The sequence below is a fragment of the Phyllobacterium sp. YR620 genome, assembly GCF_900104165.1.
GTDB classification, from domain to species: Bacteria; Pseudomonadota; Alphaproteobacteria; order Rhizobiales; family Rhizobiaceae; genus Phyllobacterium; species Phyllobacterium pellucidum.
On sequence record NZ_FNJP01000001.1, the window covers coordinates 1,403,450 to 1,429,714 of the forward strand.

Consider the following 26,265-nt stretch of genomic DNA (forward strand, 5'->3'; position numbering starts at 1 on the left):
ACGTACAAAACCCTCCTCGTTTTCACGAGGATGCAATGCCCCGCAAGTCAAGGCATATGAAGTCCGGAGAAAAGTACTGAAGATGAAAAGCGACGATCGTGAACTCCAATCTGCCAAAAAGTTCGATAGCTCGCGAGCGGATGAATACGAAACGCAGAGCCGGATAGCGCTGGCTGGTTATGAGGCATGCCATGAGCTTGCCGCTTGCATGTTGGCTGCCACGCTCGGACCTGGAGGCAACCGTCGCATTCTCATCGTTGGTGTGGGTGGCACTGCTCAAGAAATAACCGCAGTTTCCAGAATCGAAGCCACTTGGCGCTTCGTTGGCATTGACCCTTCGGAACCGATGCTTGCGCGCGCTGCACAGCGCCTTGAGGAGCAAGGCTTAAGCGACAGAGCCGAACTGCATCTGGGCACATTGGACGCGCTGTCGACAGATGGAACGTTTGATGCCGCCATGATGCTAGGGGTGCTGCATCACCTGCCCGGTGATGACGCAAAGAACGCGATACTGAAGGATATCGCAAATCGGATCGCGCCGGGTGCGCCTCTCATCCTTGCGTGCAACCGCTATGTTTATGCCAAGAAACCGCACTTGCTTGCTGCGTGGGGAGAACGCTGGCGGATGCATGGTGCGACCAGCGAGGACGTCAAGGTAAAGCTTGGCAAGATCCTGCAAGGCGCCGACCCACCTGCATCTGAAGATGAGGTGTTCAGCCTGCTTGCTAACGCGGGTTTTGAACGACCGGAAGGATTCTTTTCAAGCTTGTTTTGGGGTGCGTGGATCGCTTGGCGAAAAGCGCTTTAGAATGTGGTCGTCACCTACGAAATCACCTGTTGCGGCCCCGCTCCCATTGCGACGTGGCCCACAAGGTGTCCTTATCCAGATGTTGTGGACAAATTTCGCTTGCGATCCAATCCGTCATGTTCGGCAGCACTGACGTGGCCTATGCTCTATCCATGAAACCATCACGCGATATTTCCCGCCTCCTCGATATCATGCAAGCCCTGCGCACGCCTGTCACCGGCTGCCCATGGGATCTTGAACAGGATTTCAAATCCATTGCGCCCTATACGCTCGAAGAAGCCTTCGAGGTGATCGATGCCATCGAACGCGACGATATCGACGATCTGCGCGAGGAACTCGGCGATCTCCTGCTTCAGGTTGTATTTCATGCCCGTATGGCCGAGGAAATGCAGGCATTCGATTTCGGCGACGTGGTTAAGGCGATCACGCACAAGATGATCCGGCGGCATCCGCATGTGTTCGGCGAGGAAGCGGCGCGTGGCGCCAGCATGGCCAAGGGCATGTGGGACAAGATAAAGGCCGAGGAAAAGGCGGAGCGGCGCGAGCGGCGCGCGGCTCTCAATCTCAGTCTTGCCGAAAAGGAAGGTTTTCTCGACGATATTCCGCACGGCTTCCCCGCGCTGATGCGTGCGCTGAAGCTGCAGCAGCGCGCCGCCAAGGTCGGTTTTGACTGGTCGGAAGCGGCGCCCATCCTTGACAAGATCGAAGAGGAAATCGGCGAGCTGAAGCAAGCGATCGCCAGCGGCGAGCATAAGGATACCGAGGAGGAATACGGCGATCTTCTCTTTGCCATCGTCAATCTCGGCCGCCATCTCAAACTCGAGCCGGAGAGCGCGTTGCGCGGGACGAACGAGAAGTTTCGCAAGCGCTTTCACTACATTGAGCGCAAGCTCGCCGAACAGGATCAATCGCTTGGCGCGGCTACGCTCGAAGAGATGGAAGCGCTATGGCAGCAGGCGAAGAGCGAAAAGTAAGCGTCCTACCGCGCATTGCGGCCAAGCTTTTCCTCTAGCATCTCGTTTGAGGCCACCGTCATGTCCATGGTCAGCGCGATCGATCCGTCGTCGAGGTCCTTGCGCTTGACATTGCTCGAATGCTGGTAAATCCAATCCATCAAGCGCATCTCGTCATGCTTGAGTGTGACCTTGACCCGGGAAAGTGTCCCGGAGATGCGGCCCTCGATCTCCTGTAGCAGCGTGTCCACGCCCTCGCCTGTGATCGCCGAAATCGGGATCGGATGCTCGCTTCCGGAAACCGCGGCGCTCTGGCGCAATGCTGTCTCGCGACCAGCCTCATCAAGCAGATCGATCTTGTTCCAAACCTCGATGATGCGCTTGGAGTCGCCGCGTTCAATGCCAAGACTTTCCATGATCGCATGAACGTCTTCGGCCTGCGCGGCCGTGTCGGGGTCGGAGATGTCGCGCACATGCAGGATAAGGTCCGCCTCCACCACCTCTTCGAGCGTGGCACGGAAGGCCGCTACCAGATGTGTCGGCAGGTTCGAGATGAAACCCACCGTATCGGAAAGGATGATCGTCTCGCCATGTTCGAGGCGGATACGGCGCAGCGTCGGGTCGAGCGTGGCGAACAGCATGTCCTCAGCCACCACGCCTGCTCCCGTGAGCCGGTTGAACAAGGTCGATTTGCCGGCATTGGTATAGCCGACGAGCGCCACGACCGGATGCGGCACCTTCTTGCGTTTGGCACGGTGCAACGTGCGCGTGCGGACAACCGTTTCGAGTTCACGCTTGATGCGCAGGATCTTTTCCTGCAAGGCACGCCTGTCGGCCTCGATCTGGGTTTCACCGGGACCACCGAGAAAGTCACCGCCACCGCGCTGGCGTTCCAAGTGGGTCCAACTGCGCACGAGCCGGCCCTTCTGGTAGGTCAAATGCGCAAGTTCGACTTGCAGCGCGCCCTCCTTCGTCTGCGCCCGGCGCCCGAAGATTTCGAGGATGAGCCCGGTCCGGTCGAGGACCTTGGCATTCCATGCCTTTTCGAGATTGCGTTGTTGTACAGGCGTCAAAGGATGATCGACGATCACGAGTTCCGCATGGGACGCTTCCACGAACTCGCCGATCGATTCCACCCTGCCCGTTCCAAGCAAGGTCGCCGGTCGGGGGGTGGGAACCTGGACGATATCGGAATGGACGATGTCGAGATCGATGGCGCGCGCTAGTCCCTCCGCCTCTTCGAGACGGGCGTCGTCGCTGCGCTGAAACTCATGCTGGAAACTGCTGTGATTGCCCGCATCCTTGCCGCCATCGGCAAAGCGCTGCGGAAGGATCGGCACGATCACGATAGCGCGCGTCAGTTCCCTGGCCGTTTCACCGTTGTCGGTAATCGGGCTGGACTTCTTTGCGTTACGCCGGGTTTCTTTGGTCAAATTGGTTTCAGTCGCTCTCTTCAACTTCGAACATTTGCACGGGCTGGCTCGGCATTATGGTCGAGATCGCATGTTTGTAGACGAGCTGCGAATGGCCGTCACGGCGTAAAAGCACGCAGAAGTTGTCAAACGAAGTGACAATGCCGGTCAGTTTCACACCATTGATGAGGAAAATTGTCAGAGAAATCTTTTGTTTTCTGACTGAATTCAGAAAAAGATCCTGAAGATTCTGCGATCGTTCAGCCATTGTTCTTGTCCTTTTATGCGATCAGCAAAGCGTCTCATACAACATTCGGCAGCAGGAGTGGAAATGAATCGACTCCTACGGGAGGTGAAAAAGTGCGTCTGTTAGTCCCCTCACTCTCCGGTTAACAGGCTGGCGTTCTTTCCGCAACGTCAAAAAACGCTTCCCGTAAGGAAAGTGTAGTCTCTCCAGGATGGCCATTTGCCACCGATTCGCCGTCAATCGCAACGATTGGCATGATAACAGTGGTCGCAGCCGTCATGAAAACCTCCTTGGCTTTCTTGGCTTCGTCCACTGAAAACCCCCGCTCCTCGATCTTCAGCCCCAGCTTTTTCGCCACATCAAAGATGGTTGTGCGGGTGATCCCACGCAAGATGCCATTTTCGGCCGGCCGGGTCACAAGCGTACCGTCCTTGGTCACAATCCAGGCATTGGTTGCCGCGCCCTCCTTGACCGTGCCGTCGGGATCGATGAACCAGGCTTCCTGAGCACCCTCCTCCTTCGCCTGTTGGCGCGCAAGCACGTTGGGCAATAGACCGATCGACTTGATGTCCACGCGCTCCCAGCGATTTTCGGGCACGGTTATCACCTTGATTCCCTTGGCCGCTCGCGCCGCCGAGGCTTTAGGATCGGTGCGCTTTGCGGTGACGACGATGGACGAAGGCGTGCCCACAGCGGGAAACACATGATCGCGCCTGGCGACGCCGCGCGTGACCTGGAGGTAGACGAGCCCGTTATAAACGCGGTTGCGCCTTACCACCTCCTTGATCACGACGATGAGCGCCTTGCGGTCCATCGGCCAGGCGATGCGCAGTTCCGAGAGCGAACGATTGAGGCGATCGAGATGGCGGGTCATGTCCATGATATTGCCGCGCGCAATCTCGCACACTTCATAGACGCCGTCAGCGAACTGATAACCGCGGTCCTCGATATGAATTCCCGCTTCCGAATGCTGGACATACTGGCCATTGACATAGGCAATGCGTGACATCTGCTTGCAACCTCAACCGAACGTGCCGAAGACGATGCGCATCGGGTTGGGCAGGTCGACCCGCTTGCCGGTATCGGAAAGCGCACCCGTCGCAACATCGCGCTGGAAGATGGCAATGCCGCCGCCCTTCTGGTTGGCGACAAGCATAAACGCCCCACTCGGATCGATCGTAAAGTTGCGCGGGCCGATACCCTGCGACGGCGTCCAACCGATCAGCGACAACTCGCCGGAAGGTGCAACGGCATAACTGACGATGCTGTTGTGGCCGCGATTGGATCCGTACAGGAACTTGCCATCGCTGCTGATCGCAATTTCCGCACAGGTGTTCGTATCGGTAAAATCGTCCGGGAGGCTAGGCAGCGTCTGAAGGATCGAAAGCTCGCCATCGGTTGGATCGTAGTCCAATGCGCTGACGGTGCAGTTCAACTCGTTGATCACGTATGCGACGTTGCCGTTTGGATGAAACGTCAGATGGCGCGGGCCCGCACCGTCCGGAAACTGAACGAACGGCGCTGACGCCAGTGTCATCGCCTCGCCTTTCTTCGGCAGATTATAGGCGACGATCCGATCGAGGCCGAGATCGCAGACGAAGAGGTAGCGGTTGTCGGGGCTCGCCACCGCACAATGGCCATGCTGGCGCTTGTCGGTGGCAATGATGGCGTGCTTGCCCTCGTGCGCCGCGGCGGCAAAGGCCGGCTCCAGCCCACCGTCTTCCCGCAGGGCGAAGGCCGCCACCGCATTGCCAGGTTGTTCGCCAAGATCGGCCACGGTGTAGTTGGAGGCAAAGATGGTCTCCCCCTGCTGATCAAAGCCGAGATGGCACGTCGTGTTGCCGAGCGTCGGCTGCATGTTGATGTAGGAAAGTGCTCCCGTCTCAGGGTCGATATCGAAGGCGACGGCCATGTTCTCGTTCCAGGCAGGGATCTCGACGGCGGCGTAGAGACGCTTGCGCTTCTCGTCGATGGCCAGATAGCCCGGATTGTCGATGGCGAGATATTCGCTCGCAGGGGTCAGTTCTCCAGTCGCGCTGTCAAAGCGATAGACGCTGATCCCGGTGCCCTGGCCGTTGCGATTTTGCGTTCCGACGAATGCGAATGTGTTTGGCATGGATGGTCTCACGTAGTGGGGGCTGTCAGATGGAGGATTTCTCCATCGTCGGGGATGATGAGTCTATGCTTATCAACCGACCGGCTGTTCGCATAGGCCCGAAGCTCTTCCCGCGATGTTGTCGCGTGGTCGAGCGCTTCCATGTGAACGGCAATGACCCTGGTATGGGGAGCCGCGATTTCGCACACGTCGCTGGTTTGTTCAGCGTCCATGACGATGAATACGTCGTCCCATTTGGCGCCGCAGGAATGGGTGATGATGATATCTGGCTCAGCCGTCTCGATAGTCTCGCGCACCGGGGGATAGAGAATCGTATCGCCCGCCCAATAGATGGACGGCTCGCCCTCGCCCTCGATGGTAAGGCCCATCACTTTTCCCATCTTCTCGAGAACCGGACCCGATCCGTGGTTCCCCTCGCGGCGCTTTACATAGATGCCGTTAATGGTCAGGTCATCGTAGAGCGGTGTTACGTCGAGAAATCCGAACGACCTGATCGTGTCCTCGTCGCCCGGCTGGCAAATAAGCGGCAGATGCTTCGGTACGCGGTCCTGTGCGACCTTGTCGAAATGGTCGGCATGAAGATGCGACACGAGGACAAAATCGACACCTTCCAAGATTTCGTCCGTCGATGCCGGCAGTTCTACCATCGGATTTGGAGAGCGCCCGGTGAATGACGGCCTGCTGTGCTTTGGCCCAAAGTCCGGGTCGATCAGGATGACCGAGCCGGCATAGTCGAGCTTGAGCGTGGCGTTGCGAAAGAGCTGAAGTTTCATGATATCTGCCTTTCTGGGGGTCAGAAGAATTCGAGGCTGACGCGGAACATCTGTTCGACCTGTTTGACCGTCTCTGCCGTGGCGAAGAGAACGACGCGGTCACGCGGCTTGATCCGGGTACTGCTCTGCGGCTTGATGAGTTCACCGTTACGATAGATCGAGCCGATGCGTAGTCCGTCAGGCAGATCAAGTTCGCCAAGCGTCGCGCCAACCAGCGGCGACGTTTCAAGCGCTTCAGCTTCGATGATCTCGGCTTTGCCATTTTCGATGCTGTGCACTGCACGAATGCGGCCGCGCCGCACATGCTGGAGCACGCGCGAGATGGTGACGCTGCGCGGGCTGATCTGCGCGTCGATGCCAAGCGATTTCGCAATATCGAGATAGTCGGGATTGTTGATGAGGACGAGGTTGGATTTGCACCCGAGACGCTTGGCCATGACACTGGCCAGCATGTTGACCTGGTCGTCATTCGTCAGCGCAACGATCAGATCCGCATCCTCGATTTCGGCCTCCCGCAATAACTTCTGATCGAGGGCGCTGCCGTGAAGGACGAGGGAGCGATGCAGATCGTCGGCAATAGAATTGGCCCGGCGGAGGCTGGCTTCGATAACCTTGACCTTCGTCCGTGGTTGGCGTTCCTCAATGGTCTGGGCCACGTAAAGGCCGATATTGCCGCCGCCCGCGATGACGATCCTCGTTGCTTCAGGCTCCTCATGGCCGAACAGGGCCAGCGTGCGCGTAATCTGCGCTGAAGGTGTCGCGACATAGGCGACATCGCCCGGCATCAATTGGTCGCTTGAATGCGCTACCGCCAGCTTGCCATCGTGGACCACTGCCATCACCGTGGCATTGAGATCCGGAAACATGCTGGTCAATTGCGCCAGTTGGGTATGGACGACCGGGCAATCCTCCAGGCATTCGATGGCCAGCACCGCGACCTTGTCATCGCAGAGGCGGACGACGTCGGTGACGCCCGGCAGCGCGATACGGCGCAGGACCATTTCCCCGACTTCGAGTTCAGGCGAAATGATGACGTCGATCGGCATGTGTTCGCGTGAGAAAAGGTCCTGGTAGTGCGACTGCAGATAGGATTGAGCGCGGATACGCGCGATCTTTGTGGGGACGTTGAAGAGCGCGTGGGCGACTTCGCAGGCGACGATGTTGACTTCATCAAACAGCGTTACCGCGATGATCATGTCGGCCTGATCCGCCCCGGCCTTTTCAAGCATGTCGGGATGTGCGCCATGCCCAACGAACCCGCGGACGTCGAGCGTGTCACCGACAATCTCGATGAGATCGGATGACATATCAATGACGGATACGTCATTGCCCTCGGCCGCGAGCCTCTCGGCAATGCCGTAGCCTACCTGTCCAGCGCCGCAGATGATGACGCGCATTTTGCGATTAGACCCCGAGGGATTTCAGCTTCCGGTGCAGTGCTGAGCGTTCCATACCAACGAACTCGGCGGTGCGCGAGATGTTTCCGCCGAAACGGTTGATCTGGGCGACGAGGTATTCCTTCTCGAAGCGTTCCCGCGCTTCGCGCAGCGGCAACGCCATGATGTGCTGATCGGACTCGGTCGGCGCCTTGGGCAAGGTATCGCCAATCTCCGCCGGCAAGAGATCCGCAGTGATCACCGCTTCCGGATCGTCGCCCCGGGCAAGGATGATCAGGCGCTCGATGTTATTGCGCAACTGGCGAATATTGCCGGGCCAGGAGTGCGACTGCAGCACCGCCATGGCGTCGGGGCCGATCTTGCGGGGCTTGATGCCGGCCTGGTCGGCGATCTGGGTCATGAAGAACTCGACGAGTGCCGGGATATCGTCGCGCCTGTCTGCAAGCGGCGGCACGATGACGGGAACAACCGCGAGACGATGGAACAAATCTTCGCGGAAACGCCCCTCGGCAATCATCGCCTCAAGGTTTTGGGCGGTGGATGAGATGATGCGGACATCGACCTTTATCCGCTTCGTACCCCCTACCCGTTCGAACTGCTGATCGACAAGGACGCGCAGGATTTTGTTCTGCGTTTCGCGCGGCATGTCGGCAATTTCATTGAGGTAGAGGATGCCGCCGTGGGCCTCTTCCAACGCGCCGACCTTGCGCTCCCCGCCATCGGATTCGGTCCCGAACAGCTCGATTTCCATTCGCTCCGGCGTGATCGTCGCAGCATTGAGATTGACGAATGGTCCCTTGGACCGGATGGACAGCGCGTGTATCGCGCGTGCCGTCAATTCCTTGCCCGCGCCTGATGGACCCGTAATCATGATGCGACTGTTCGTCGGTGCGACACGCTCGATGGTCTGGCGCAGATGATTCATCGGCAGCGACGAGCCGAGCAGTTCGAAGCTCTCACTGGACCGCTTGCGCAGATCCGAAACTTCTCGCCGCAGCTTTGAGGTTTCGAGCGCCCGCTCGGCGACGAGGATCAGCCGGTCCGCCTTGAAAGGTTTCTCGATGAAGTCATAGGCGCCGCGACGGATCGCAGATACGGCGGTTTCGATATTGCCGTGCCCTGAAATCATCACCACCGGGATCTCCGGGTGGCGCTGCTTGATCTCGTCGAGCAGTGCGAGGCCGTCGAGACGGCTTCCCTGCATCCAGATATCCAGGAAGATCAGACGCGGAATTCGGTCGTCGATGGCAGTCAAGGCACTATCGGCGTCGGAGGCTACACGGGTTTCGTAGCCCTCGTCGCCAAGTATCCCTGCAACTAGTTCGCGGATGTCGATCTCATCATCGACGACAAGGATGTCAGATGCCATCTCAATTCACCTGCTTATTATTTGCGGCCTCGGTCGAAGCCTTTGCGGTAGGAAAAATCATTCGGATCATGGCGCCTCGCCCAGCGTAGAAATCGTCCGGCGCGTCATGCAGTTCGATCTGGCCACCGTGGTCCTCGACAATCTTTTTGACGATAGCAAGACCAAGCCCGGTCCCCTTTTGCCGGGTGGTCATGTAGGGCTCGAGCAGGCGCTGGCGATGCTCGCGCGGGAGGCCTTTGCCATTGTCGAGGATCTCGACGATCAGTTGCTGGTCCTGGCGCTTGGCACGGATCAGAATATGACCATCAGTTATGCCATCTTTTATTGCAGAATCAATGGATTCGGCAGCGTTCTTGATAACATTTCCGAAGGCTTGCCCAAGCAGCCTCCCGTCGAACTCACCAGACAGCGGCTCATCGCCGAAATGACGTTCGAAGCGAACATCGCTGCGGCTGACTTCAACGAGAAAGGAGGCTTCACGCAAGGCTTCGCGCAGATCCATCGTCTTGATCTCCGGCTTCGGCATGCGGGCGAATGACGAGAATTCATCGACCATGCGGCCGATATCGCCAACCTGGCGGATGATCGTTTCCGTGCATTGATCGAAGACTTCGCGGTCCTCGGTGATGACCTTGCCGAACCGGCGGCGCAGGCGTTCGGCCGATAGCTGAATGGGCGTCAGCGGGTTCTTGATTTCATGGGCGATGCGCCGGGCGACATCGGCCCAGGCCGAAGAACGCTGTGCCTCTACGAGATCGGTGATGTCATCAACGGTAACGACATAGGAGTGCTCGAGCGCTTCCGCGTCTTCCAGGGTAATCTGCACGTTGAACGTGCGGGCACTTCCGCGCCGCGACATGCTGACCTGTTCCCTGTAAACCGATCGGCCGGTGGCATGCGCGACCTCGAAGACAAGGCCGATTTCGGGGACGAGCGCAGTAAGGTTCTTCCCAACTGTATCGACGGCGTCGAGTTCGAACATTGCCTCGGCGGATCTGTTGACAATGCCGATGACGCCATCGCCGTTGACGCTGATCACGCCCGCCGTCACGCCTGAAAGCACAGCCTCGGAAAAGCGCCGGCGTTCGTCGATCTGATCCTTGGCGGTGACGAGTTCGCTGCGCTGAGTATTCAACTGCTCGACCATTGTATTGAAGGTTTGTGACAAGGAACCCACGTCGCCATCGGAGCGGCGCACCGGTACCGAAACATCGAGATTGCCTGTCGCGACGTTATCCGCCGCGCCAATCAGCAAACGGATCGGCCGTACAAGGCGATCGGCAACCGCAATACCCGTCCAGATCGCGGACAGGAGCAGCGTCAGCGTCAGCCCGAAATAGAGAAGCGCAAACAAGATCTGCGTGGTGATGCCTTTGCCGTCGTTCTTCTGTGCATCCTCGGCCCGCTGCTCCATGAGGCGGCTGGAACTCAAAATATCGGCATCGACCGGCCTGACCGCATAAAGGAAAAGGCCCGGAATTTCCCGCAGCTTGATGACGGCGCTCAGGAGATTGGTCTGTTCCGGCGGAATGAGAACGGGTTTGCCGTCGGCGGCGGTGTCGAGCACTGATCTGGCCACCGCAGGAATAGTCACCTCGGTCTTGATGTCGGCACGGACCGCGATATCACCATTCGGCCGAATGAGCGCAGCGCCGATCAAGCCGCGTCCGAGCGCCTGCTGCGTCATCAGCCGGGTAAATCCGGTGCGGTCGAGGTTATAGAGCGTACGCATCCCGTCGAGGTCGTTCACCATTTCCAGCGTCGTACCCTGCAGATTGCGAGCACTTTCCTGGATATACGAGTTGGCGAGGCTTATGGATGAATTGACAATCGTCGTGGTTCGCATTTCAAACCAGCGGTCGAGGCCAAGATCGAGTGTGACAGACGCAACGATGGCAACGATCATTGCCGGCACGGCCGCCACCAGCGAAAAGAGCACGACCAGCCGCACATGCAGTCGGGAAGCCGCCTTTCCGCGGCTGCGCGCCTGGGCAATGCGGTAGATTTCACGGCCGATTAGGATCATCAATGCCAGAATCAAAACGGCATTGATGCTGGTGAGAAGTAGCGTGACCTCGCTGTTCGGATGAATCGGCGTCATATCGGTCAGGATCAGGAAGGTAACGCCGGTGGTCAGCATGGCCAGGATGACGGTTGCAATACCTGCACGCGAATAAAACCGCTGGTTGCTGCCACTACGTGCAGCTCCAGTGCCCGACGTCTGAAACAGATTGACCGAATTCGATAAGAGCATTGTTAGTGATTCCAACCACGTGGCAGTCATGCAACACATTGTGGCGGAAATGCAACGCTCTCCCGCGACATCGTGCAAAGTTTCGGATTGAAATCAGGTTTCCACAGGCTCGAATATGTTGTCGTCAGACACTAAAGTCAGGATTGGGAACTCGCGAAATCCCTCGGCCAAGGAGTAGTTGGCGCTCAGTTTGGTCTGATTTCCGGTCATCAAGTGCCGGAGGGTCACGCCACGTAATTGCGCTGGAAACGCCAGCGACGTCTGTTCCCAGTCCGATAGCGGTTGGAATGGACTGCTGAACTGTTTCAGCATGGCAAAACACAGTCGCGGAACCGCAACGATTAGATATTGCCCTTCAAATTCCCGATAGAACGCGACGACGTGGTCCGCCAGATCGCCGTTTACATGGAGTGGGATATACTGGCCACGCAAGAACAGGTCGGCTCGTTGCTGGCGCAGCTGCAAATAGGCTTGCACCAAACGCAGCTTCACCGCGCCCGAATGCCAGTCTTCGAGCAGGACATTCAGGTGCGTCTGGCTGGCGTTGGCCAATCCCTTTCTCAGTTCACCGAAGTCGACAGGGTGCGAGCCGAATTGACCGGTGGGCGAAATGTCCCAGGTTTCGGAGCCAGCGCGTATGACCGGAACACCCGGTACGGTAAGTTTCAAGACGGTTTGCGAAAGGCCGTTCAGCGCACCGGCAAGCCAGAACGGCCTTGCCGTTTCGACAAAATCCCCCAGGAATTCCTCGTCGGCGAAAAGACGGTCGATATAGTGTATTACAGCCTCGCCATAGGGCTTGTCAGTGCCCGTCCAGAGGGACAACCAATCGGATTCGCGAATAGCGCTCGCCATGAATGCCACGAGCTCATCGCGAACCAAGGCGATACCAGCCTTGTCGTGCACGAGCAAGGAGGCAGGCCAGATGGCGGCAAGCGTTTGATAAAGCAGCCACTCAGCCTTGGCGTCCGGGACAACGGCATTCTCAATCGTGACGAGGTTGCCGGCCTGGCTCTGTCGCCAGCGCTCGACGGCGGACGCCCACCGTTCAGGTGCTTCGGAGAGCGCGAGAAGCCTCATTCGTGCATCCTCACCGAACTTGGTGGCATAGCTGTAAGAGGTCGCCAGCATGCCAGAAGGCTCGGTCCTTGCTTTGTCATGCATCGCGTGATGGAAGGAACCTACGGGATCGGGTTTGACGTTTGATTTCAGGATAAGCTCGTCGAGAGCGATGGGCCCCCGCGTATATTGGTAGGACTTCTCCAATGAACTCGCCGTCACCGCTGCCGCCAACTGCTGAAAGCGTCCGGAAAATGTCTCGGCGATCGCGGCGTTCACGGTTTTTTCCGGCGATTGCATGACACCCAGCACAAAGCTCAAAACGTCGTTCTCTTCAGGGGTGTGGCCCTCTCTTTTCGAGACCTGGGCAGCCGTGGAACGCAGCGCCCGCGCATAGAACGGCGATATCCTTCCGTCCTTGGAATACGCGCGAAAGACGGGGAGCGCCGTTGCAAGGTCGACAACGGCGCGGCCAAGCATCGTCTGGTCGTCGCTTGGTGGCTGCAATTCCGTCAAAAGTTGCACCAGGTGGGCGAGATCATCGGCAAAGGCTGCGTGCAGAATGTTTGCCTTGACGTGGTTTTGGTCGCCAGCAAATTCAGTCGTTGGATCAAGCTTCGACCAATGGCGTTGCAAAGTCGACAGGCCTTGCGGGTCGATCAAAAGGTCGATGACCGTCGCGATAAATTCATAGCCTGCCGTACCGTTTACCTGCCATTCCGAGATGGCGCTTTCGCCCTTGAGAACTATCTTGTCGGCAATAAGGAACGCATCTGCACCAGCCCGTTGACGCAAAAGCCTCGTATAGGACTCCGGGTCAGCCAACATATCGATGTCGTTCACCCTGAAACCCCTCACCTGCGTCCTTTGCAGCAATGAAAGCGGCTCACGGTGAAAATCTTCGAACACATCAGGTTGCTCGTGGCGCAATCCGACCGTCAGGCTCGAATTGTCTGCGTTTCGCGCGACTGGTGCTTCGTTTTCCACCAACCGCCAATTTTGCAAATCCAAGATCGCATCGCGCCACCCCGCGTCACCGGCAACATTGTTAAGATGCGCAGCCAGATCGATAAGCGCGGCTGTGTCAGCCACCTTGAGAATACCGGCGATTTCTCTGTGAAACTCAATGGATGCTTCTGGGGTGGCTTGGTCCGCCACCCCAATCAGCTCGGCCGCCAGTGCAGTTTCATTGCGATCGAGCACGGCGGCGTAAGAAGACGGTTCGAAGGGGTAAAAGACGCCTCCATAGGCAATGCCGATACTTGCAAGGCGCCGATTGAAGCAAATTGTGAGAAGGCAGGCCTCAATCGCCTCACCCATCGGCCGTTCAAGGACTGGCAACAGGACCGGTCCAGCCCAGTCTATGTCAAAGTGTCCGGCATAGGTCGCCCTGCTTCCCCATTCGAGGACATCGAACCACCATGAGTTTTCGGACGACGCCGGCATCCGGCTGGGGTTGAGATCGATGATCAGAGCCAAGCCGGCTCCGGCGAGGCGGGAATTCAGTTCGGCAAACCCATTCTCTGCACCCAATTCCACATCCAGAACCGCAGGGCTGACGGTCGCCAGACCATGCTCACCGACCTGCACGCTCTGGAATGGCGAGGACATGCTGAGGGCATCCACTCCCAGGTCGCTCATATAGCCGGCCGCATCCGCAGCGTGCCTGAAGGTCGTCCCGTGGCGAAGTTGGATCCGATATGCTGATTTGGGTGTGTACATGCTTTCGCTCGACAGCTCTCGCAGATCAATGCCGGCTGTTGCTCATGGTCCCCATGCCGGGCTCTTTGCGCCACTTCGCGTGTGACGAAAGTTGCGCGCGTTGAACATTGGGCTCGACGGACCGCAGCGCCGCAACGTAGCGGCGTTGCCAAAGATCGGCATTGTTGGTCGAAATCTGACTGAAGAGGTTGCGATGACGGGCCTTGCGCTCATCCATAGGCATCGTCGCCGCCTTCTTGATGGCTTGCGCAACCTCGTTAACGTCATAGGGGTTGACGATGAGTGCATCGCCGAGCTCTTCCGCCGCGCCCGCAAACCGCGACAGAATGAGGATACCGGGATCCTCATCGTCCTGGGCTGCGATATATTCCTTGGCGACGAGGTTCATGCCGTCGCGAAGCGGCGTGATAAGCCCGATCAGGCTACAGCGGAACAGGAGCGCCAGCCGCTCCCGTGATATGCTCTGATTGATATATTGGATCGGCGCCCAATTAATATCGGCATGCTTGCCGTTCACCGCTCCGGAAAGCTGTTCGAGTTCCCCGCGGATGTCGGAATAAGCAGTGACGTCCTCGCGAGAGGGTGAGGCCACCTGCAAATATTCGGCATGTCCGCGATATTCCGGGGATGTATCGAGAAACTTTCGAAACGCCTTCATGCGCTGTGGCAGTCCTTTGGAATAATCGAGGCGATCGGCCGAAATGACCTGGAAGCGCTTGAGCAGACTGCGCCGCTTCCGCTCGAGCTGGATCTCCTCGTCTGTTTCTTGTGCCATGGCAGCAAACTGATCGACGTCTATGCCGATCGGAAAGTGACCGATCTTGATTGTCCGGTCGTGCCACCGGATCCTGTCGGGGCTAAGGAATTTGACGTCCGAATTGCCTTTCAGATAGCGGCAGAAATTGTCTGCATCGTTCTGTGTCTGAAACCCGATCAAGTCGAACTGCAGCAGGCATTCACGCAGCCATTGGTGGCGTGGGATCGCTGAAAAAATATCCGAGGGGGGAAAGGGAATGTGCAAGAAGAAGCCAATCTTATGATTGCAACCCTTGGCGCGAAGTTCGGAAGCCAGGGGAATAAGATGGTAGTCGTGCACCCAAACAAGATCGTCGTCGCGCAGATGGGGATGGAGAATGTCGGCAAACTTGCCGTTCACCCGGGCATAGGAGCGCGCAAACTCGGTTCGGTAATCCATGAGGTCGAGCCGATAGTGGAATGTTGGCCACAGGACCTTGTTGGCAAAGCCAAGATAGTAGTTGTTATGCTCCTCTTTCGTCAGAGGCATGGTCAGGGACGTGACATTATCGTAGGTCTCGACGCGCGCATCCATTGAACGGGACTTGTCGACGATATCGCCGTTCCAGCCCATCCACATCCCGCCGCTGCTTTTCAGCGCATCGACAATTCCGACTGCAAGCCCCCCGCTCAGTGTTTTGCCTCCCAGATCGGCTGTCCGATTTGAGACAACAACAAGGCGTTCCATAATCAATACCCCAGTTTCATGAGAGTAGGGCTAACTTCTCGCCCCACGATTGGTTCCCGAAATATTTTGCGATGGAACGATCCGGGAACTAATCGGTTTGGTGAGAACAGCCAAAAATTCGAATGAGATGCTTCAGCGAAGGAATGAGTGATGAACGATGTCAGCGAGGTGCTCCCGGCAAAAATCGGCTCGTGGGCACTCTTCCTTGATGTCGATGGAACGTTGATCGACATTGCTGCGACGCCGGATAGTGTCGAGGTTCCTCCTGCTCTCCCGCATGAAATCAGCCAGTTGGCGGCCCGGCTGGGCGGAGCATTGGCACTGGTCAGCGGCCGCTCAATCGCTTCAATCGACGCGCTGTTTACACCTTTCAGGTTTGCAGCGGCAGGATTGCACGGCGCAGAACTCAGAAGCACGCTCGATGGGTCCGTCGAGCGCACCCCCGTCAATGATGCCGATCTGGACGATGCGCGCCGCGAACTCGATGACCTCGTGCGGACGTGGCCGGGTATCATCATCGAAGATAAGGGGATCAGCCTCGCTGTCCATTACAGGCAGGCGGAAGCGGCGCATGGTGAGGTTGACCAGCGGGTTTCCGATCTTCTGACCGAGCTTGGTCCGAACTGGGTCAGGCAGGACGGAAAGATGGTTGTCGAAATTCGCCCGAGCGGCACGAGCAAGGGCGAAGCACTCATACGGCTGATGGCCCACCCACCGTTTCAGGGGCGACTGCCCATCGCGATTGGCGATGATATCACCGATGAGGCGATGTTTGGCTATGTCAATGAGGTCGGCGGACGTTCGGTCAAGGTGGGAACGGGGGATAGCAAGGCCCAGTTCACCGTCGATACACCCTACACCGTACGGAAATGGATTGCCAAAGTTTCAGCTACAGTTTGAGCGCTTGATTTGGAATTCCCGGCAGATCGATGTGCGCCGGGAATTACATGTCGCAGGCCTATTGCGGCGGTTGCTTTTAGCGGCGCAGTAGACTGCCAGCCACTCAGTCGTAAAAAGCCTCAACAATCTTCCTTTTGCCGAGCAGGAAGGCGTCGGCCACGTGCCGCAGCGGCGATAGATCGACATCCGATTGGCCAGCCTTGATGATTTCGGCAAAGCGGCGGTAGAGCTGCGCATATTCCTGTTCAGGTTCGGCGAATGTGAGTTCACCATTGATGGAAAGCTTCGCGCCGCCTTCCGAGAGCACCATTGTGCCAGCCTCGGTCTCGGCGACGATGTCCCACGTCTGTTTTCCGGTCTGCCGCCAGTCAAAAACCGCGTGGATCGGCAGATTGTCCGCGTCCTTGAACTGCAGGTCGGCAGCGATGGGTGCGGCGCAATTCTCAGGAAATTCAAGCGTGGCGCTGGTCAGAAACGCCGCGCGTGGGAGAATATGGGTCACGATCGACAGCGCATTGATTCCGGGGTCGAAAACGCCAAGTCCTCCCGCCTGCCAGATCCATGCCTGGTTGGGGTGCCAATGGCGCACATCCTCTTTCCAGTTTATCTGAACGCTCGTGATCCTGGTTGCAGCAAGAAATGCCTTGGCCGCTTCTACGGCCGGAGCATAGCGCGAATGCCAGCTTGCAAATAAAGACAGGCGCTTCGCCGCAGCCGTGGCTTCAAGGTCTGCAACTTCCGAGAGTGTGGCGCCAGGCGGCTTTTCAAGGAACACATGCTTTCCTGCCGCGAGTGCCTTGTGCGCAGCCTCGTAGCGAAATTGCGGTGGCATGCACAGCGATACGGCGTCGATCGTCGGCACCGCCTCAAGCATCGCGTCGATCGTCTTATAGGCGTCGATACCCTCGACGGTGCCGTTGCGGCTTGCCGTGGCAACGAGCTTGAAATCGGGATTCCTGGCGATTGATGGAAGATGTTGGTCGTTGACGATCTTGCCGACGCCTACGATGGCGAGATTGATGGCGGACATGGTTTACACTCGCGTTGAGGCATTCTGTTCTACTCGGAAATCGAAGCTTCTCACTGCTTCGTTTTCCACCGCCATGGACCTTTTTTCATATAGGCTTGTCAATCCAAAACTCGAGTTGCGCAGGCAGGCCTCGGCATGTCCGATTTGAAAAATTTCCACGCGTGTTTCGCAAACGCCAACTCAACGTGTAGTCTCGTATCGCTAGCAATGTTCAAACTCACCGGAGGAAGACATGCCTTATGTTGACGGTTTCCTGGTCGCAGTGCCCAAGGACAGAATCGAAGAATACAAGGAACTGGCCCGTAAAGCGGGCGATGTCTGGATGGAATATGGCGCGCTTTCCTATGTTGAATGCCTGGCCGACGATGTCCCTTACGGGGAACTCACCTCCTTCCCGCGTGCCGTTCAGGCCAAAGATGATGAAACGGTCGTATTTTCTTGGATTACCTATGAATCCCGCGAAAAGCGGGACGAAATCAATGCCAAGGTCATGGCGGACCCGCGCCTCAAGGGCGACATGGACAACATGCCTTTTGACGGCAAGCGCATGATCTACGGCGGCTTCAAATCCTTCATGGAGCTTTGAACTTCGCCTTGAACGAGATGTGGCGCGTGGGGCCCTCGCCCCACGTTTCGAGGAAATGCCAGGGCAATTAAAATTTGCAGCATTAGCAAAGAATATTTTTCATAGCTTTGCGCTGTACTGTCCTTTGGTCCTAAGCGTGCGGCGAATTGCTATGACTACCTACGATCTCTGGATGACCAAATTTGGCGACTATTCTCCGATCAAGCAGATCGCGATTATGGTTGGTATGGCCGTTATATCGGCCGACCTTCTTGCCGCAGTCTTTTTCCTCGCTATCGGGCTCGACCGCCTTTCCACGGTGCTTGTCGTCACCACGTTCATTGTCGTGATTGTCAGCGTTCCGCTTGGAGCGTTTCTCATCGGCCTGAATTTTCGGTTGAAGCAGATAGCGATCGAACGCGATCTTGCTGCCCGCATGGATGACCTTACCGGCCTTGCAAACCGCAACGAATTTTACCTGCAAGTCGAGCGTCTGATCGAAGGCTCCGCCCAGAACCTGAGTGCAGGCGCCCTGCTCTACATCGATGCCGACTACTTCAAAACGATCAACGATCGCCATGGACACGCGGTCGGCGACCGGGTCCTGCGCGAAATCGGGCATTTGATGCAGACGGTCATCAGCAAGGGTGATTTTGCAGCCCGCTTCGGCGGCGAGGAGTTCGCGGTATTCCTGAAGGATGCGGATTTTGGTCGCGCAGACTGGTTGTCACAGAAAATCCTGACCGGCGTCCGTAACATATCTCATCTACTGCAGATCAAGGATCTGGAGGTAACGGTCAGTGTTGGCATCGCCATCCACGAGCCCGGTCAATCGTTGGAGACGGCCCTCATCGCGGCCGATACATGCCTTTATGCAGCCAAGAACCAGGGCCGGAACCGTATCGTCCACGCGACCAGCGACACCAAGGTTCGCCACGATAACTATATGCGGACGTTTTAGAGCATTGCAGTAGAGTGCTCTTGAAATCGTATCCCATCGGCGTATTTGCGTTTGGCAGCAAGCAATGTTGCCCCGGCTGCCAATGCCTCAAGGAGCGCCCCATGGCACTTAATATGTACACGATCTCAGTCCCGGCCTATCTGCGCGGTTTCGCGGTTCTCGCCAGTCTGATCGAAAAAGCCGAAGCATACGCCGAGGAGAAGAAGATCAACCCCACCGTGCTCGTCAATGCGCGGCTCGCCCCGGACATGCTGTCACTTGCCGGACAGATCCAGCGGGCAAGCGACACGGCCAAGGCGACGATCGGCCGGTTGACGACACTTGAAATTCCGAAATTCGCCGATGAAGAGGCGAGCCTTGCAGACCTGCGCGAGCGTATTGCCAAGACCGTGGCTTTCCTTGAAAGCGTGGATGCCGGTGCGCTCGATGGCGCGGAGACCAAGGACGTGGTTCTCAGCGCCGGCCAGCTCAAGGTGACCTTGAGCGGCGAGGAGTATGTGCAGAAGTTCGCGCTCCCGAACTTCTATTTTCACGTGACGACTGCCTATGACATCCTGCGCCACAACGGTCTTCAGGTGGGTAAGCTCAACTATATCGGCGCGTTGAGCTGAACCCGAACATCAGGCGACGAGATGCTCGATCTGGTCGGCGGTTAGCTCGCGCTTTCTGCCGATTTCGTCCCAGCGCCTTAACATCTTCCGGTACTGGTCGAGTTGCGCCTCAGGCTGATTGTCGGCGCTTCGCGATATTTCCTGCGGGAAATTGAGAATCTTGGCAAGGAAGTCCGCATAGGCAAACTGTTCATGCGGCTGAGCGGCTCCAAATCCGACAAACTTGCTCTTGTCAGGATTGGTGTTGCCGGCCGCGACGCTCGACCCGCGGATCGCCCGGAAAAGCCCGAGTATGTCGTTCATCTCCTGCGCCGCAGCGGCACTGACAGTTTCCTCGGTTATGCCAAGTTCCTGGTAAAGATCCTCGAAACCGCGTTCGACCACTTCCTGGTGCCGGCCATAAAGGCTCGACTTGTCAGGGTCGAGTTTCTTCAGGATCTCGTACTGATTGAACAGAATCAAACGTTCCGCAAAGCTGAACACGATAGGACCTCCATATTCCGCCCGCTGCCTTCTTGCGGCAGCAATGATTACGGGATTTTCGATGGTTACTATGCGCACAGTCCTGTTAAGAACGGTCTATTCCACTCTCTACAATTTTAGCTTTCCGGGTTTTTCTGTTCTCAGCGGTCGCTCTTGCTGCTCTTGTAGATATTGACGCCGAGTTCGCGAATTTTCTTGCGCAGCGTGTTGCGATTGAGACCCAGCAGCTCGGCCGCCTTTATCTGGTTGCCATGCGTCGCCGTCAAGCAGGAAAGGATCAGCGGATATTCCATTTCCTCCAGCACGCGCTGGTAGAGGCCGGCAGGCGGAAGCTTGTCGCCGTAGGACATGAAATAGCGCTGCATGTTCAGTTCGACCGCCTGGCTGATGGTCAATTCTTCATTCGCAATCGCCGTTGGAGCCGATTCTGCCGGCCGAAGATCAGCCTTCAGCTCGGATTCGATCACATCCGCATTGATTTCGTCCTGCGGATAAAGGGCGGCGAGACGGCGTACGAGGTTTTCGAGTTCGCGTACGTTTCCTGCCCAGGGATAGCGACGCATCAGGTCGAGACCGTCGGCGGTGATCCGCTTTTCGGGCAGACCGTCCTTCGCAGCAAGCTTGAAGAAGTGACGTACGAGATCGGGAATGTCTTCTCCACGCTCGCGCAGCGGCGGCAGGCGCAGCGGCACGACGTTGAGCCGGTAGTAGAGATCTTCCCGGAATAGCCCCTGATTGATCAGGGTCCTGAGATCCTTGTTGGTTGCAGCAACGATGCGCACATCGGTCTTGATCGGCGTGCGGCCGCCCACCGTCATGTATTCACCCTGTTGCAGAACACGCAAGAGCCGGGTCTGCGCCTCCATTGGCATGTCGCCGATCTCGTCGAGGAACAGCGTGCCGCCATCGGCCTGTTCGAAGCGACCGCTTGACCGGTTCTGTGCGCCGGTAAAGGCGCCGCGCTCATGACCGAACAGTTCGGATTCGATCAGGTCGCGCGGAATAGCTGCCATGTTGATTGCAACGAAGGGCCCCTTGCGGCGCCGGCCATACTCATGCAGCGCGCGCGCGACGAGCTCCTTGCCCGTACCGGACTCGCCCGAGATCATGACCGTCAGGTCGGTCTGCATCATGCGGGCAAGGACGCGGTAGATATCCTGCATTGCGGGCGAGCGGCCGACGAGCGGCATCGTATCGGGCTGCTCTTCACCATGCCATTTTTCGGGCTTCTTTTTCGGTTCAGCCAGCGCGCGGCCGACAATGCTGACGAGTTCGGTGAGATCGAACGGCTTCGGCAGATATTCGTAAGCACCCGCCTCCGAGGCGCGGATAGCCGTCATAAACGTGTTTTGCGCACTCATGACGATTACCGGAAGATCGGGGCGCGATTTCTTGATGCGCGGCAGGAGATCGAAAGCGTTTTCGTCCGGCATCACCACATCGGTGATGACCAGGTCGCCATCGCCAGCCGATATCCAGCGCCAAAGCGTCGCCGCGTTGGAGGTGATGCGAACATCGTAACCGGCCCGCGAAAGCGCCTGATTGAGGACCGTCCTGATCGCCGCGTCGTCATCTGCAACGAGAATGCTGCCCAAACTCATGATCAGGATCCTGCTTTATTGGAATAAGGATTTTCATCTGCATGCGTTCCGTCGGCAGAGCCGCTGTCCCATGCAGGCATAAGAATGCGAAACGTCGTCTTGCGCGGGACCGAATCGCATTCGATAACGCCGCCATGGTCGCCGACGATCTTGGCCACAAGCGCCAGGCCAAGGCCGGAGCCATTGGGCTTGGTCGTCACGAACGGGTCAAAGAGATGCGGCATGATATCGGGTGAAACGCCAGGCCCAGTATCCTGCACCGTGAATTCGAGCGGAAGGGAGACTCGGTTGCGCATGCCCGGGACCGAAAGACGAATACCGGGACGGAACGCGGTCGAGAGGGTGATCTCGCCCGGCTCATTGGGGCCGATCGACTCCGCAGCATTCTTGACGAGGTTGAGGAAAATCTGAACGAGCTGGTCCCGATTGGCAAAGACATAAGGCAGCGAGGGATCATAGTCCTCGTGGAACTTGATGTGGCTGGCGAACCCGTTTTTGGCAATCGCCTTCACGTGATCAAGGACAACGTGAATATTGACGGCCTCGCGCTCAATGGGCCGCTCGTCGGAGAACACTTCCATCCGGTCGACAAGCGAGACGATCCGGTCGGTTTCATCGGTAATGAGGCGCGTCAGCGCGCGGTCATCATCGTTCAGCCCCGTTTCCAGCAACTGAGCCGCACCGCGAATACCGGACAACGGGTTCTTGATTTCATGCGCCAGCATCGATGCGAGCCCGGTGACGGATCGCGCGGCGCCGCGATGGGTCATCTGCCGGTCGAGCTTCTCGGCCATGGAGCGTTCCTTGAACAGGATCACGATCGACCCGGGCGCCTCACTGACCGGAGTCACGTAGAGATCGACAATGCGTTCCTGTCCGAGGCGCGGCGATGAAACGTCAACGCGGTATTCATTGACCGGCGACGGGTTTTCGCGGACCTGCTTGACCAGCGCGAGAAGCGGGCTGCCGAATGGCAACAGCATGTCCAGTGTATTGCGGCTGAGAATGCTTGCGCTGGAGCGAAAGAAAGCCTCGGCGTCGGCATTGGCATAGGATATATACCCGGCTTCATCGAGCATGATCACCGGATGGCGGATCGAATTGAGCACGATGCCGGCCAGCTTGTCTTCGAGCACCGACTTGTCTGCTGAGGTCATCAGGCAACTTTCTTCATATCTGTAGAGCCACCGCGCGAGAGCGCAGCATATAAAAGGCGCGATACGTGACCGGGATTGGTTTCCGTCATGATCGCACCGCGTTCACTCGCGGTGACGTCAAGGCCGTGGCGGTCGAGATACCAGCCAAGATGCTTGCGCGCATGCCGGCTGCCCGTGGTCTCGCCGTAGTGGGCGAGCATCGCCTCATAATGCGCAACCGCATAGTCGGCGATGATATCGCTCTCCGCACCCTTTCCATTGACGATACTGCCGGGGAGCCATGGTTGACCGTAGGATCCACGCCCTACCATGACGGCATCCGCTCCGGATGCTGCGAGAATCGCCTCCGCATCGTCACGATTCAGAACATCGCCATTGGCCACCAGCGGTATCGATATAGCTTCCTTGACCACGCGAATGGCATGCCAATCCGCCCTGCCCTCGTAAAATTGGCAGCGCGTCCGTCCATGGACGGTCACCATCTTGACGCCGGCCTGCTCGGCCCTTGCCGCGAGTTCCGGCGCGTTGATTGTTGCATCGTCCCAGCCAAGGCGCATCTTCAGCGTCACGGGAACGTAAACGGCGCTAATCGTCGCCTCGATCAATGTCATGGCGTGGTCAAGATCGCGCATCAGCGCGGATCCTGAAAGACCGCCTGTCACTTTCCTTGCCGGACAGCCCATGTTGATGTCGACGATATGCGCACCCTCGCCTTCAGCGATCCGCGCGGCCTCGGCCATCCACCTTGGCTCGCGTCCGGCGATCTGCACGACATGAGTCCCGAGCCCGTCGCCCTTTATACGCAGCAAATTGCCGCGCTCGCGGGTGCAGAGCTCGGCGCTCGCGACCATCTCGGAAACAACCATGCCGGCCCCCGCCTGCCAGGCGAGTTGGCGAAAAGGCAGATCCGACACACCGGACATGGGCGCAAGAAACACGCGATTGCGCAGAACGACCCTGCCAACGTGCAGTGCGTCCGCCAATTCAACCCGCGATTTTGCCTGTTTCGTATGCAGTTTCATAATAGCCTATGCTTTAGACAGGATCGTGCCTCTTCGCAAGGCAAAGTGCGGCGTTTGTTGCTCCTATTTTGACATTGTGGCGATTCAATTCTCTGGCCTTTCGCCGTTGCAAAGGGTAACGGAGTTGGCATTACGGAGAGACATGTGGCGGGAAAGACTGAAAACAAGCAGGCGCGGGTCGCAGCCGTCATCGTCGCGGCCGGGCGCGGAGAACGTGCCGGCCAAAGCGTTGAAGGACCGAAGCAGTATCGCAAGATCGGCGGCGAGGCCGTTCTTGCGCATACATTGCGTGCGTTTCTCGAATGCCCGCTGATCGATGACGTCATTGTCGTCATCCACAAGGAAGACGACGTGCTGTTCACGCAGGCGCTCGGCGATCGGGCCAGCCGTGTCGTTGCCGTCACTGGCGGCCCGACGCGCCAGGAGTCGACACGCCTTGGACTTTTGGCTCTCAAGGATATTTCCCCGGATCATGTCCTCATTCACGACGGCGTTCGTCCGTTCATTTCGGCTGATCTGCTGGAACGGGTTGTCTTCAATCTGACACCGCATATCGGCGTTCTGCCGGTGCTTGCCGTTTCGGACACACTCAAGGCTGCGGGCAATGATGCGATGGTCAGTGCCACCGTGCCGCGCGCCGGTCTTTACGCCGCGCAGACCCCGCAGGCCTTCCCGTTTCTTCCGATCCTTGCCGCCCACGACGCCGCCTTTGCCGTCGGACGGTCGGATTTTACCGATGATTCCGCAATTGCCGAATGGCATGGCCTGCCCGTCCGGATCGTGGAAGGATCTGCCGACAACACAAAGTTGACCTGGGCGAAGGATATCGAAATGGCCGACGAACGCTTGACCAAGCAGCATTCCGCTTTTCCGGATGTACGCACCGGCAACGGTTACGACGTGCACGCATTCGAGCCGGGAAATGGCGTCACGCTTGCAGGCGTATTTATCGCCCATGACCGCAAGCTTTCAGGTCATTCGGATGCCGACGTCGCCCTGCACGCGCTGACCGACGCTCTGCTTGCCACACGTGGCGCCGGCGACATTGGAACGCACTTTCCGCCGTCGGATCCTCAATGGAAGGGCGCGGCCTCGCACATCTTCGTCGAACATGCCGTCAAGATCGTCAGGGAAGCAGGCGGCAGGATCGCCAATGTCGATATCACCCTCATCTGCGAGGCACCGAAAGTGGGCCCTCATCGCGAGGCGATGACGGCGGCACTCTCGACTATGCTCGGCATTTCGCCGGATCGCATTTCGATCAAGGCGACGACCAACGAAAAACTTGGCTTTATCGGCAGGCAGGAGGGTATCGCCGCCATAGCAACGGCTTCTGTGATCTATCCAGGAGGATTGCCGGAATGAGCGGACTGATTGCCGAGGCAAAGGCAATTGCAGTGCTCGAAGCCTGCCGCCGCAAGGGCATTCTGCTAGCCACGGCAGAATCCTGCACGGGCGGCATGATCGCGGCCGCGCTGACCGACATTGCCGGCTCTTCGGACGTTGTCGACCGCGGTTTCGTGACTTATTCGAACGAGGCCAAGCAGGATATGATCGGCGTGCCTGCAGGTGTAATCGCGGCGCACGGCGCCGTGTCGCAAGAAGTGGCGCTCGCCATGGCGGAAGGCGCCCTCGCCCATTCCAGCGCCGGCATCGCGGTTGCCGTAACGGGAGTCGCGGGTCCGGGCGGAGGATCGGCGGAAAAGCCAGTCGGGCTGGTCTGGTTCGGCCTTGCACTCAAGGGAAAGCGGCCAATAGCGGAGCGGCACGTTTTTGCCGATGGCGGGCGCGCTTGGATCCGGCTTTCGGCAGTGAACACCGCGCTGGACATGGTCCTTAAGGCTCTAGGCGACTGAGCGTTTTTTGCCTGGCACGAAACGCTCTACATTTCGTATTCGGACGGGCGCCTGATCTCGATGGCCATGCCGATCGACTCGGGCATTACCGGCCTGAACCCGAACTTCGCGTAAAGATATTTTGCGGGACCATCAGCGATAAGGCTGACATAGGCACCGTCCGGGGCTTCCGCCTGCAGGTAATCAACAAGCCGCGAAACAATGATCTTGCCAAGGCCCTTGCCCTGATGCGCGGGATCGACGGCAATGTCCACGACCTGAAAGAAACATCCGCCATCGCCGATAATTCGACCCATGGCGACCGCGTTCGACTGATATTGAACGGTTGCCGCATAAACGGTGTTCGGAAGGCCGCGCTCCGCCGCCTCCTGGCTCTTCGAGCTCAGGCCGGCAATGTCGCGCAGCCTGCGATAGTCCTCTACCGAGGGCGTGCCGATTTGAACTTGATATTCCGGATCTTCGTGCTGCATAGCAGATTACCTTCAT

General features: G+C 57.9%; 24 protein-coding genes. 8 read left to right on the forward strand and 16 right to left on the reverse strand.

Annotated elements, in window-relative coordinates:
* The first annotated feature begins 82 nt into the window (after window positions 1-82).
* Complete coding sequence (locus BLR72_RS06640; protein WP_091946258.1) at window positions 83-808, forward strand: SAM-dependent methyltransferase; 726 nt, start codon at window positions 83-85, stop codon at window positions 806-808.
* Between the two features lie 152 nt (window positions 809-960).
* Complete coding sequence (gene mazG / locus BLR72_RS06645; protein WP_091946719.1) at window positions 961-1,782, forward strand: nucleoside triphosphate pyrophosphohydrolase; 822 nt, start codon at window positions 961-963, stop codon at window positions 1,780-1,782.
* Window positions 1,783-1,787: 5 nt separating this feature from the next.
* On the opposite strand, the gene hflX is transcribed toward mazG, so the two are convergent.
* The 10 genes from hflX to BLR72_RS06695 form a co-directional block, all read right to left on the reverse strand.
* The gene (gene hflX, locus BLR72_RS06650; protein ID WP_244506651.1) at window positions 1,788-3,152 is read right to left on the reverse strand and encodes a GTPase HflX; all 1,365 of its coding nucleotides are present in this window, start codon (window positions 3,150-3,152) and stop codon (window positions 1,788-1,790) included.
* Between the two features lie 49 nt (window positions 3,153-3,201).
* Complete coding sequence (gene hfq / locus BLR72_RS06655; RefSeq protein ID WP_008129219.1) at window positions 3,202-3,441, reverse strand: RNA chaperone Hfq; 240 nt, start codon at window positions 3,439-3,441, stop codon at window positions 3,202-3,204.
* Window positions 3,442-3,562: 121 nt separating this feature from the next.
* The gene (locus BLR72_RS06660; RefSeq protein ID WP_027233293.1) at window positions 3,563-4,429 is read right to left on the reverse strand and encodes a D-amino-acid transaminase; all 867 of its coding nucleotides are present in this window, start codon (window positions 4,427-4,429) and stop codon (window positions 3,563-3,565) included.
* Between the two features lie 12 nt (window positions 4,430-4,441).
* Window positions 4,442-5,536, reverse strand: coding sequence for a lactonase family protein (locus tag BLR72_RS06665; RefSeq protein ID WP_091946265.1), 1,095 nt, complete (start codon window positions 5,534-5,536; stop codon window positions 4,442-4,444).
* 8 nt (window positions 5,537-5,544) lie between these two features.
* A complete protein-coding gene (locus BLR72_RS06670; protein ID WP_091946268.1) occupies window positions 5,545-6,309 on the reverse strand; it encodes an MBL fold metallo-hydrolase in 765 nt (254 codons plus the stop codon).
* Window positions 6,310-6,329: 20 nt separating this feature from the next.
* A complete protein-coding gene (gene trkA, locus BLR72_RS06675) occupies window positions 6,330-7,706 on the reverse strand; it encodes a Trk system potassium transporter TrkA (protein WP_091946271.1) in 1,377 nt (458 codons plus the stop codon).
* Window positions 7,707-7,713: 7 nt separating this feature from the next.
* Entirely contained in the window at window positions 7,714-9,075 is a 1,362-nt protein-coding gene (locus BLR72_RS06680) for a nitrogen assimilation response regulator NtrX (RefSeq protein ID WP_027233296.1), read from the reverse strand.
* Window position 9,076: 1 nt separating this feature from the next.
* Entirely contained in the window at window positions 9,077-11,368 is a 2,292-nt protein-coding gene (locus tag BLR72_RS06685) for a sensor histidine kinase NtrY-like (RefSeq protein WP_175492284.1), read from the reverse strand.
* 54 nt (window positions 11,369-11,422) lie between these two features.
* Complete coding sequence (treY, locus tag BLR72_RS06690; protein WP_091946276.1) at window positions 11,423-14,110, reverse strand: malto-oligosyltrehalose synthase; 2,688 nt, start codon at window positions 14,108-14,110, stop codon at window positions 11,423-11,425.
* 25 nt (window positions 14,111-14,135) lie between these two features.
* On the reverse strand, window positions 14,136-15,593 hold the full coding sequence (locus tag BLR72_RS06695) for an alpha,alpha-trehalose-phosphate synthase (UDP-forming) (RefSeq protein WP_091946279.1): 1,458 nt from the start codon (window positions 15,591-15,593) through the stop codon (window positions 14,136-14,138).
* Window positions 15,594-15,743: 150 nt separating this feature from the next.
* Here BLR72_RS06695 and otsB point away from each other — a divergent pair, with 150 nt between their 5' ends.
* Complete coding sequence (gene otsB / locus BLR72_RS06700; protein ID WP_091946281.1) at window positions 15,744-16,493, forward strand: trehalose-phosphatase; 750 nt, start codon at window positions 15,744-15,746, stop codon at window positions 16,491-16,493.
* Window positions 16,494-16,596: 103 nt separating this feature from the next.
* Here the strand turns inward: otsB and BLR72_RS06705 are convergent, their stop codons facing one another.
* The gene (locus BLR72_RS06705) at window positions 16,597-17,523 is read right to left on the reverse strand and encodes a Gfo/Idh/MocA family protein (RefSeq protein WP_091946284.1); all 927 of its coding nucleotides are present in this window, start codon (window positions 17,521-17,523) and stop codon (window positions 16,597-16,599) included.
* Window positions 17,524-17,755: 232 nt separating this feature from the next.
* On the opposite strand from BLR72_RS06705, the gene BLR72_RS06710 reads away from it, so the two are divergent.
* From BLR72_RS06710 to BLR72_RS06720, 3 genes are all read left to right on the forward strand, one after another.
* On the forward strand, window positions 17,756-18,109 hold the full coding sequence (locus BLR72_RS06710) for a DUF1428 domain-containing protein (protein ID WP_091946287.1): 354 nt from the start codon (window positions 17,756-17,758) through the stop codon (window positions 18,107-18,109).
* A 151-nt stretch (window positions 18,110-18,260) separates the two neighbouring features.
* Window positions 18,261-19,049, forward strand: coding sequence for a GGDEF domain-containing protein (locus BLR72_RS06715; protein WP_091946290.1), 789 nt, complete (start codon window positions 18,261-18,263; stop codon window positions 19,047-19,049).
* Between the two features lie 101 nt (window positions 19,050-19,150).
* Window positions 19,151-19,660 (forward strand): DUF1993 domain-containing protein, encoded by a 510-nt coding sequence (locus BLR72_RS06720; RefSeq protein WP_091922747.1) that lies wholly within the window; start codon window positions 19,151-19,153, stop codon window positions 19,658-19,660.
* A 9-nt stretch (window positions 19,661-19,669) separates the two neighbouring features.
* Here BLR72_RS06720 and BLR72_RS06725 read toward each other — a convergent pair whose 3' ends face one another.
* From BLR72_RS06725 to dusB, 4 genes are all read right to left on the reverse strand, one after another.
* Complete coding sequence (locus BLR72_RS06725) at window positions 19,670-20,143, reverse strand: YfbU family protein (protein WP_027233302.1); 474 nt, start codon at window positions 20,141-20,143, stop codon at window positions 19,670-19,672.
* Window positions 20,144-20,283: 140 nt separating this feature from the next.
* Window positions 20,284-21,744: a nitrogen regulation protein NR(I) gene (gene ntrC / locus BLR72_RS06730; RefSeq protein ID WP_027233303.1), complete on the reverse strand. Its 1,461-nt coding sequence runs from the start codon at window positions 21,742-21,744 to the stop codon at window positions 20,284-20,286.
* Window positions 21,745-21,746: 2 nt separating this feature from the next.
* Window positions 21,747-22,901 carry a two-component system sensor histidine kinase NtrB gene (locus BLR72_RS06735; RefSeq protein WP_091946295.1) on the reverse strand — a complete coding sequence of 385 codons (1,155 nt, stop codon included), beginning with the start codon at window positions 22,899-22,901 and terminating at the stop codon, window positions 21,747-21,749.
* Window positions 22,901-23,923: a tRNA dihydrouridine synthase DusB gene (gene dusB / locus BLR72_RS06740; RefSeq protein WP_091946298.1), complete on the reverse strand. Its 1,023-nt coding sequence runs from the start codon at window positions 23,921-23,923 to the stop codon at window positions 22,901-22,903. Before dusB ends, BLR72_RS06735 begins: the two co-directional genes overlap by 1 nt.
* Before the next feature lie 144 nt (window positions 23,924-24,067).
* Between dusB and BLR72_RS06745 the strand changes: the two genes are divergently transcribed.
* Both BLR72_RS06745 and BLR72_RS06750 read left to right on the forward strand, forming a co-directional pair.
* Window positions 24,068-25,288: a bifunctional 2-C-methyl-D-erythritol 4-phosphate cytidylyltransferase/2-C-methyl-D-erythritol 2,4-cyclodiphosphate synthase gene (locus BLR72_RS06745; protein ID WP_175492285.1), complete on the forward strand. Its 1,221-nt coding sequence runs from the start codon at window positions 24,068-24,070 to the stop codon at window positions 25,286-25,288.
* Entirely contained in the window at window positions 25,285-25,779 is a 495-nt protein-coding gene (locus BLR72_RS06750; RefSeq protein ID WP_091946303.1) for a CinA family protein, read from the forward strand. Before BLR72_RS06745 ends, BLR72_RS06750 begins: the two co-directional genes overlap by 4 nt.
* Window positions 25,780-25,805: 26 nt before the next feature.
* On the opposite strand, the gene BLR72_RS06755 is transcribed toward BLR72_RS06750, so the two are convergent.
* Window positions 25,806-26,249 (reverse strand): GNAT family N-acetyltransferase, encoded by a 444-nt coding sequence (locus tag BLR72_RS06755; RefSeq protein ID WP_027233308.1) that lies wholly within the window; start codon window positions 26,247-26,249, stop codon window positions 25,806-25,808.
* Window positions 26,250-26,265: the final 16 nt, after the last annotated feature.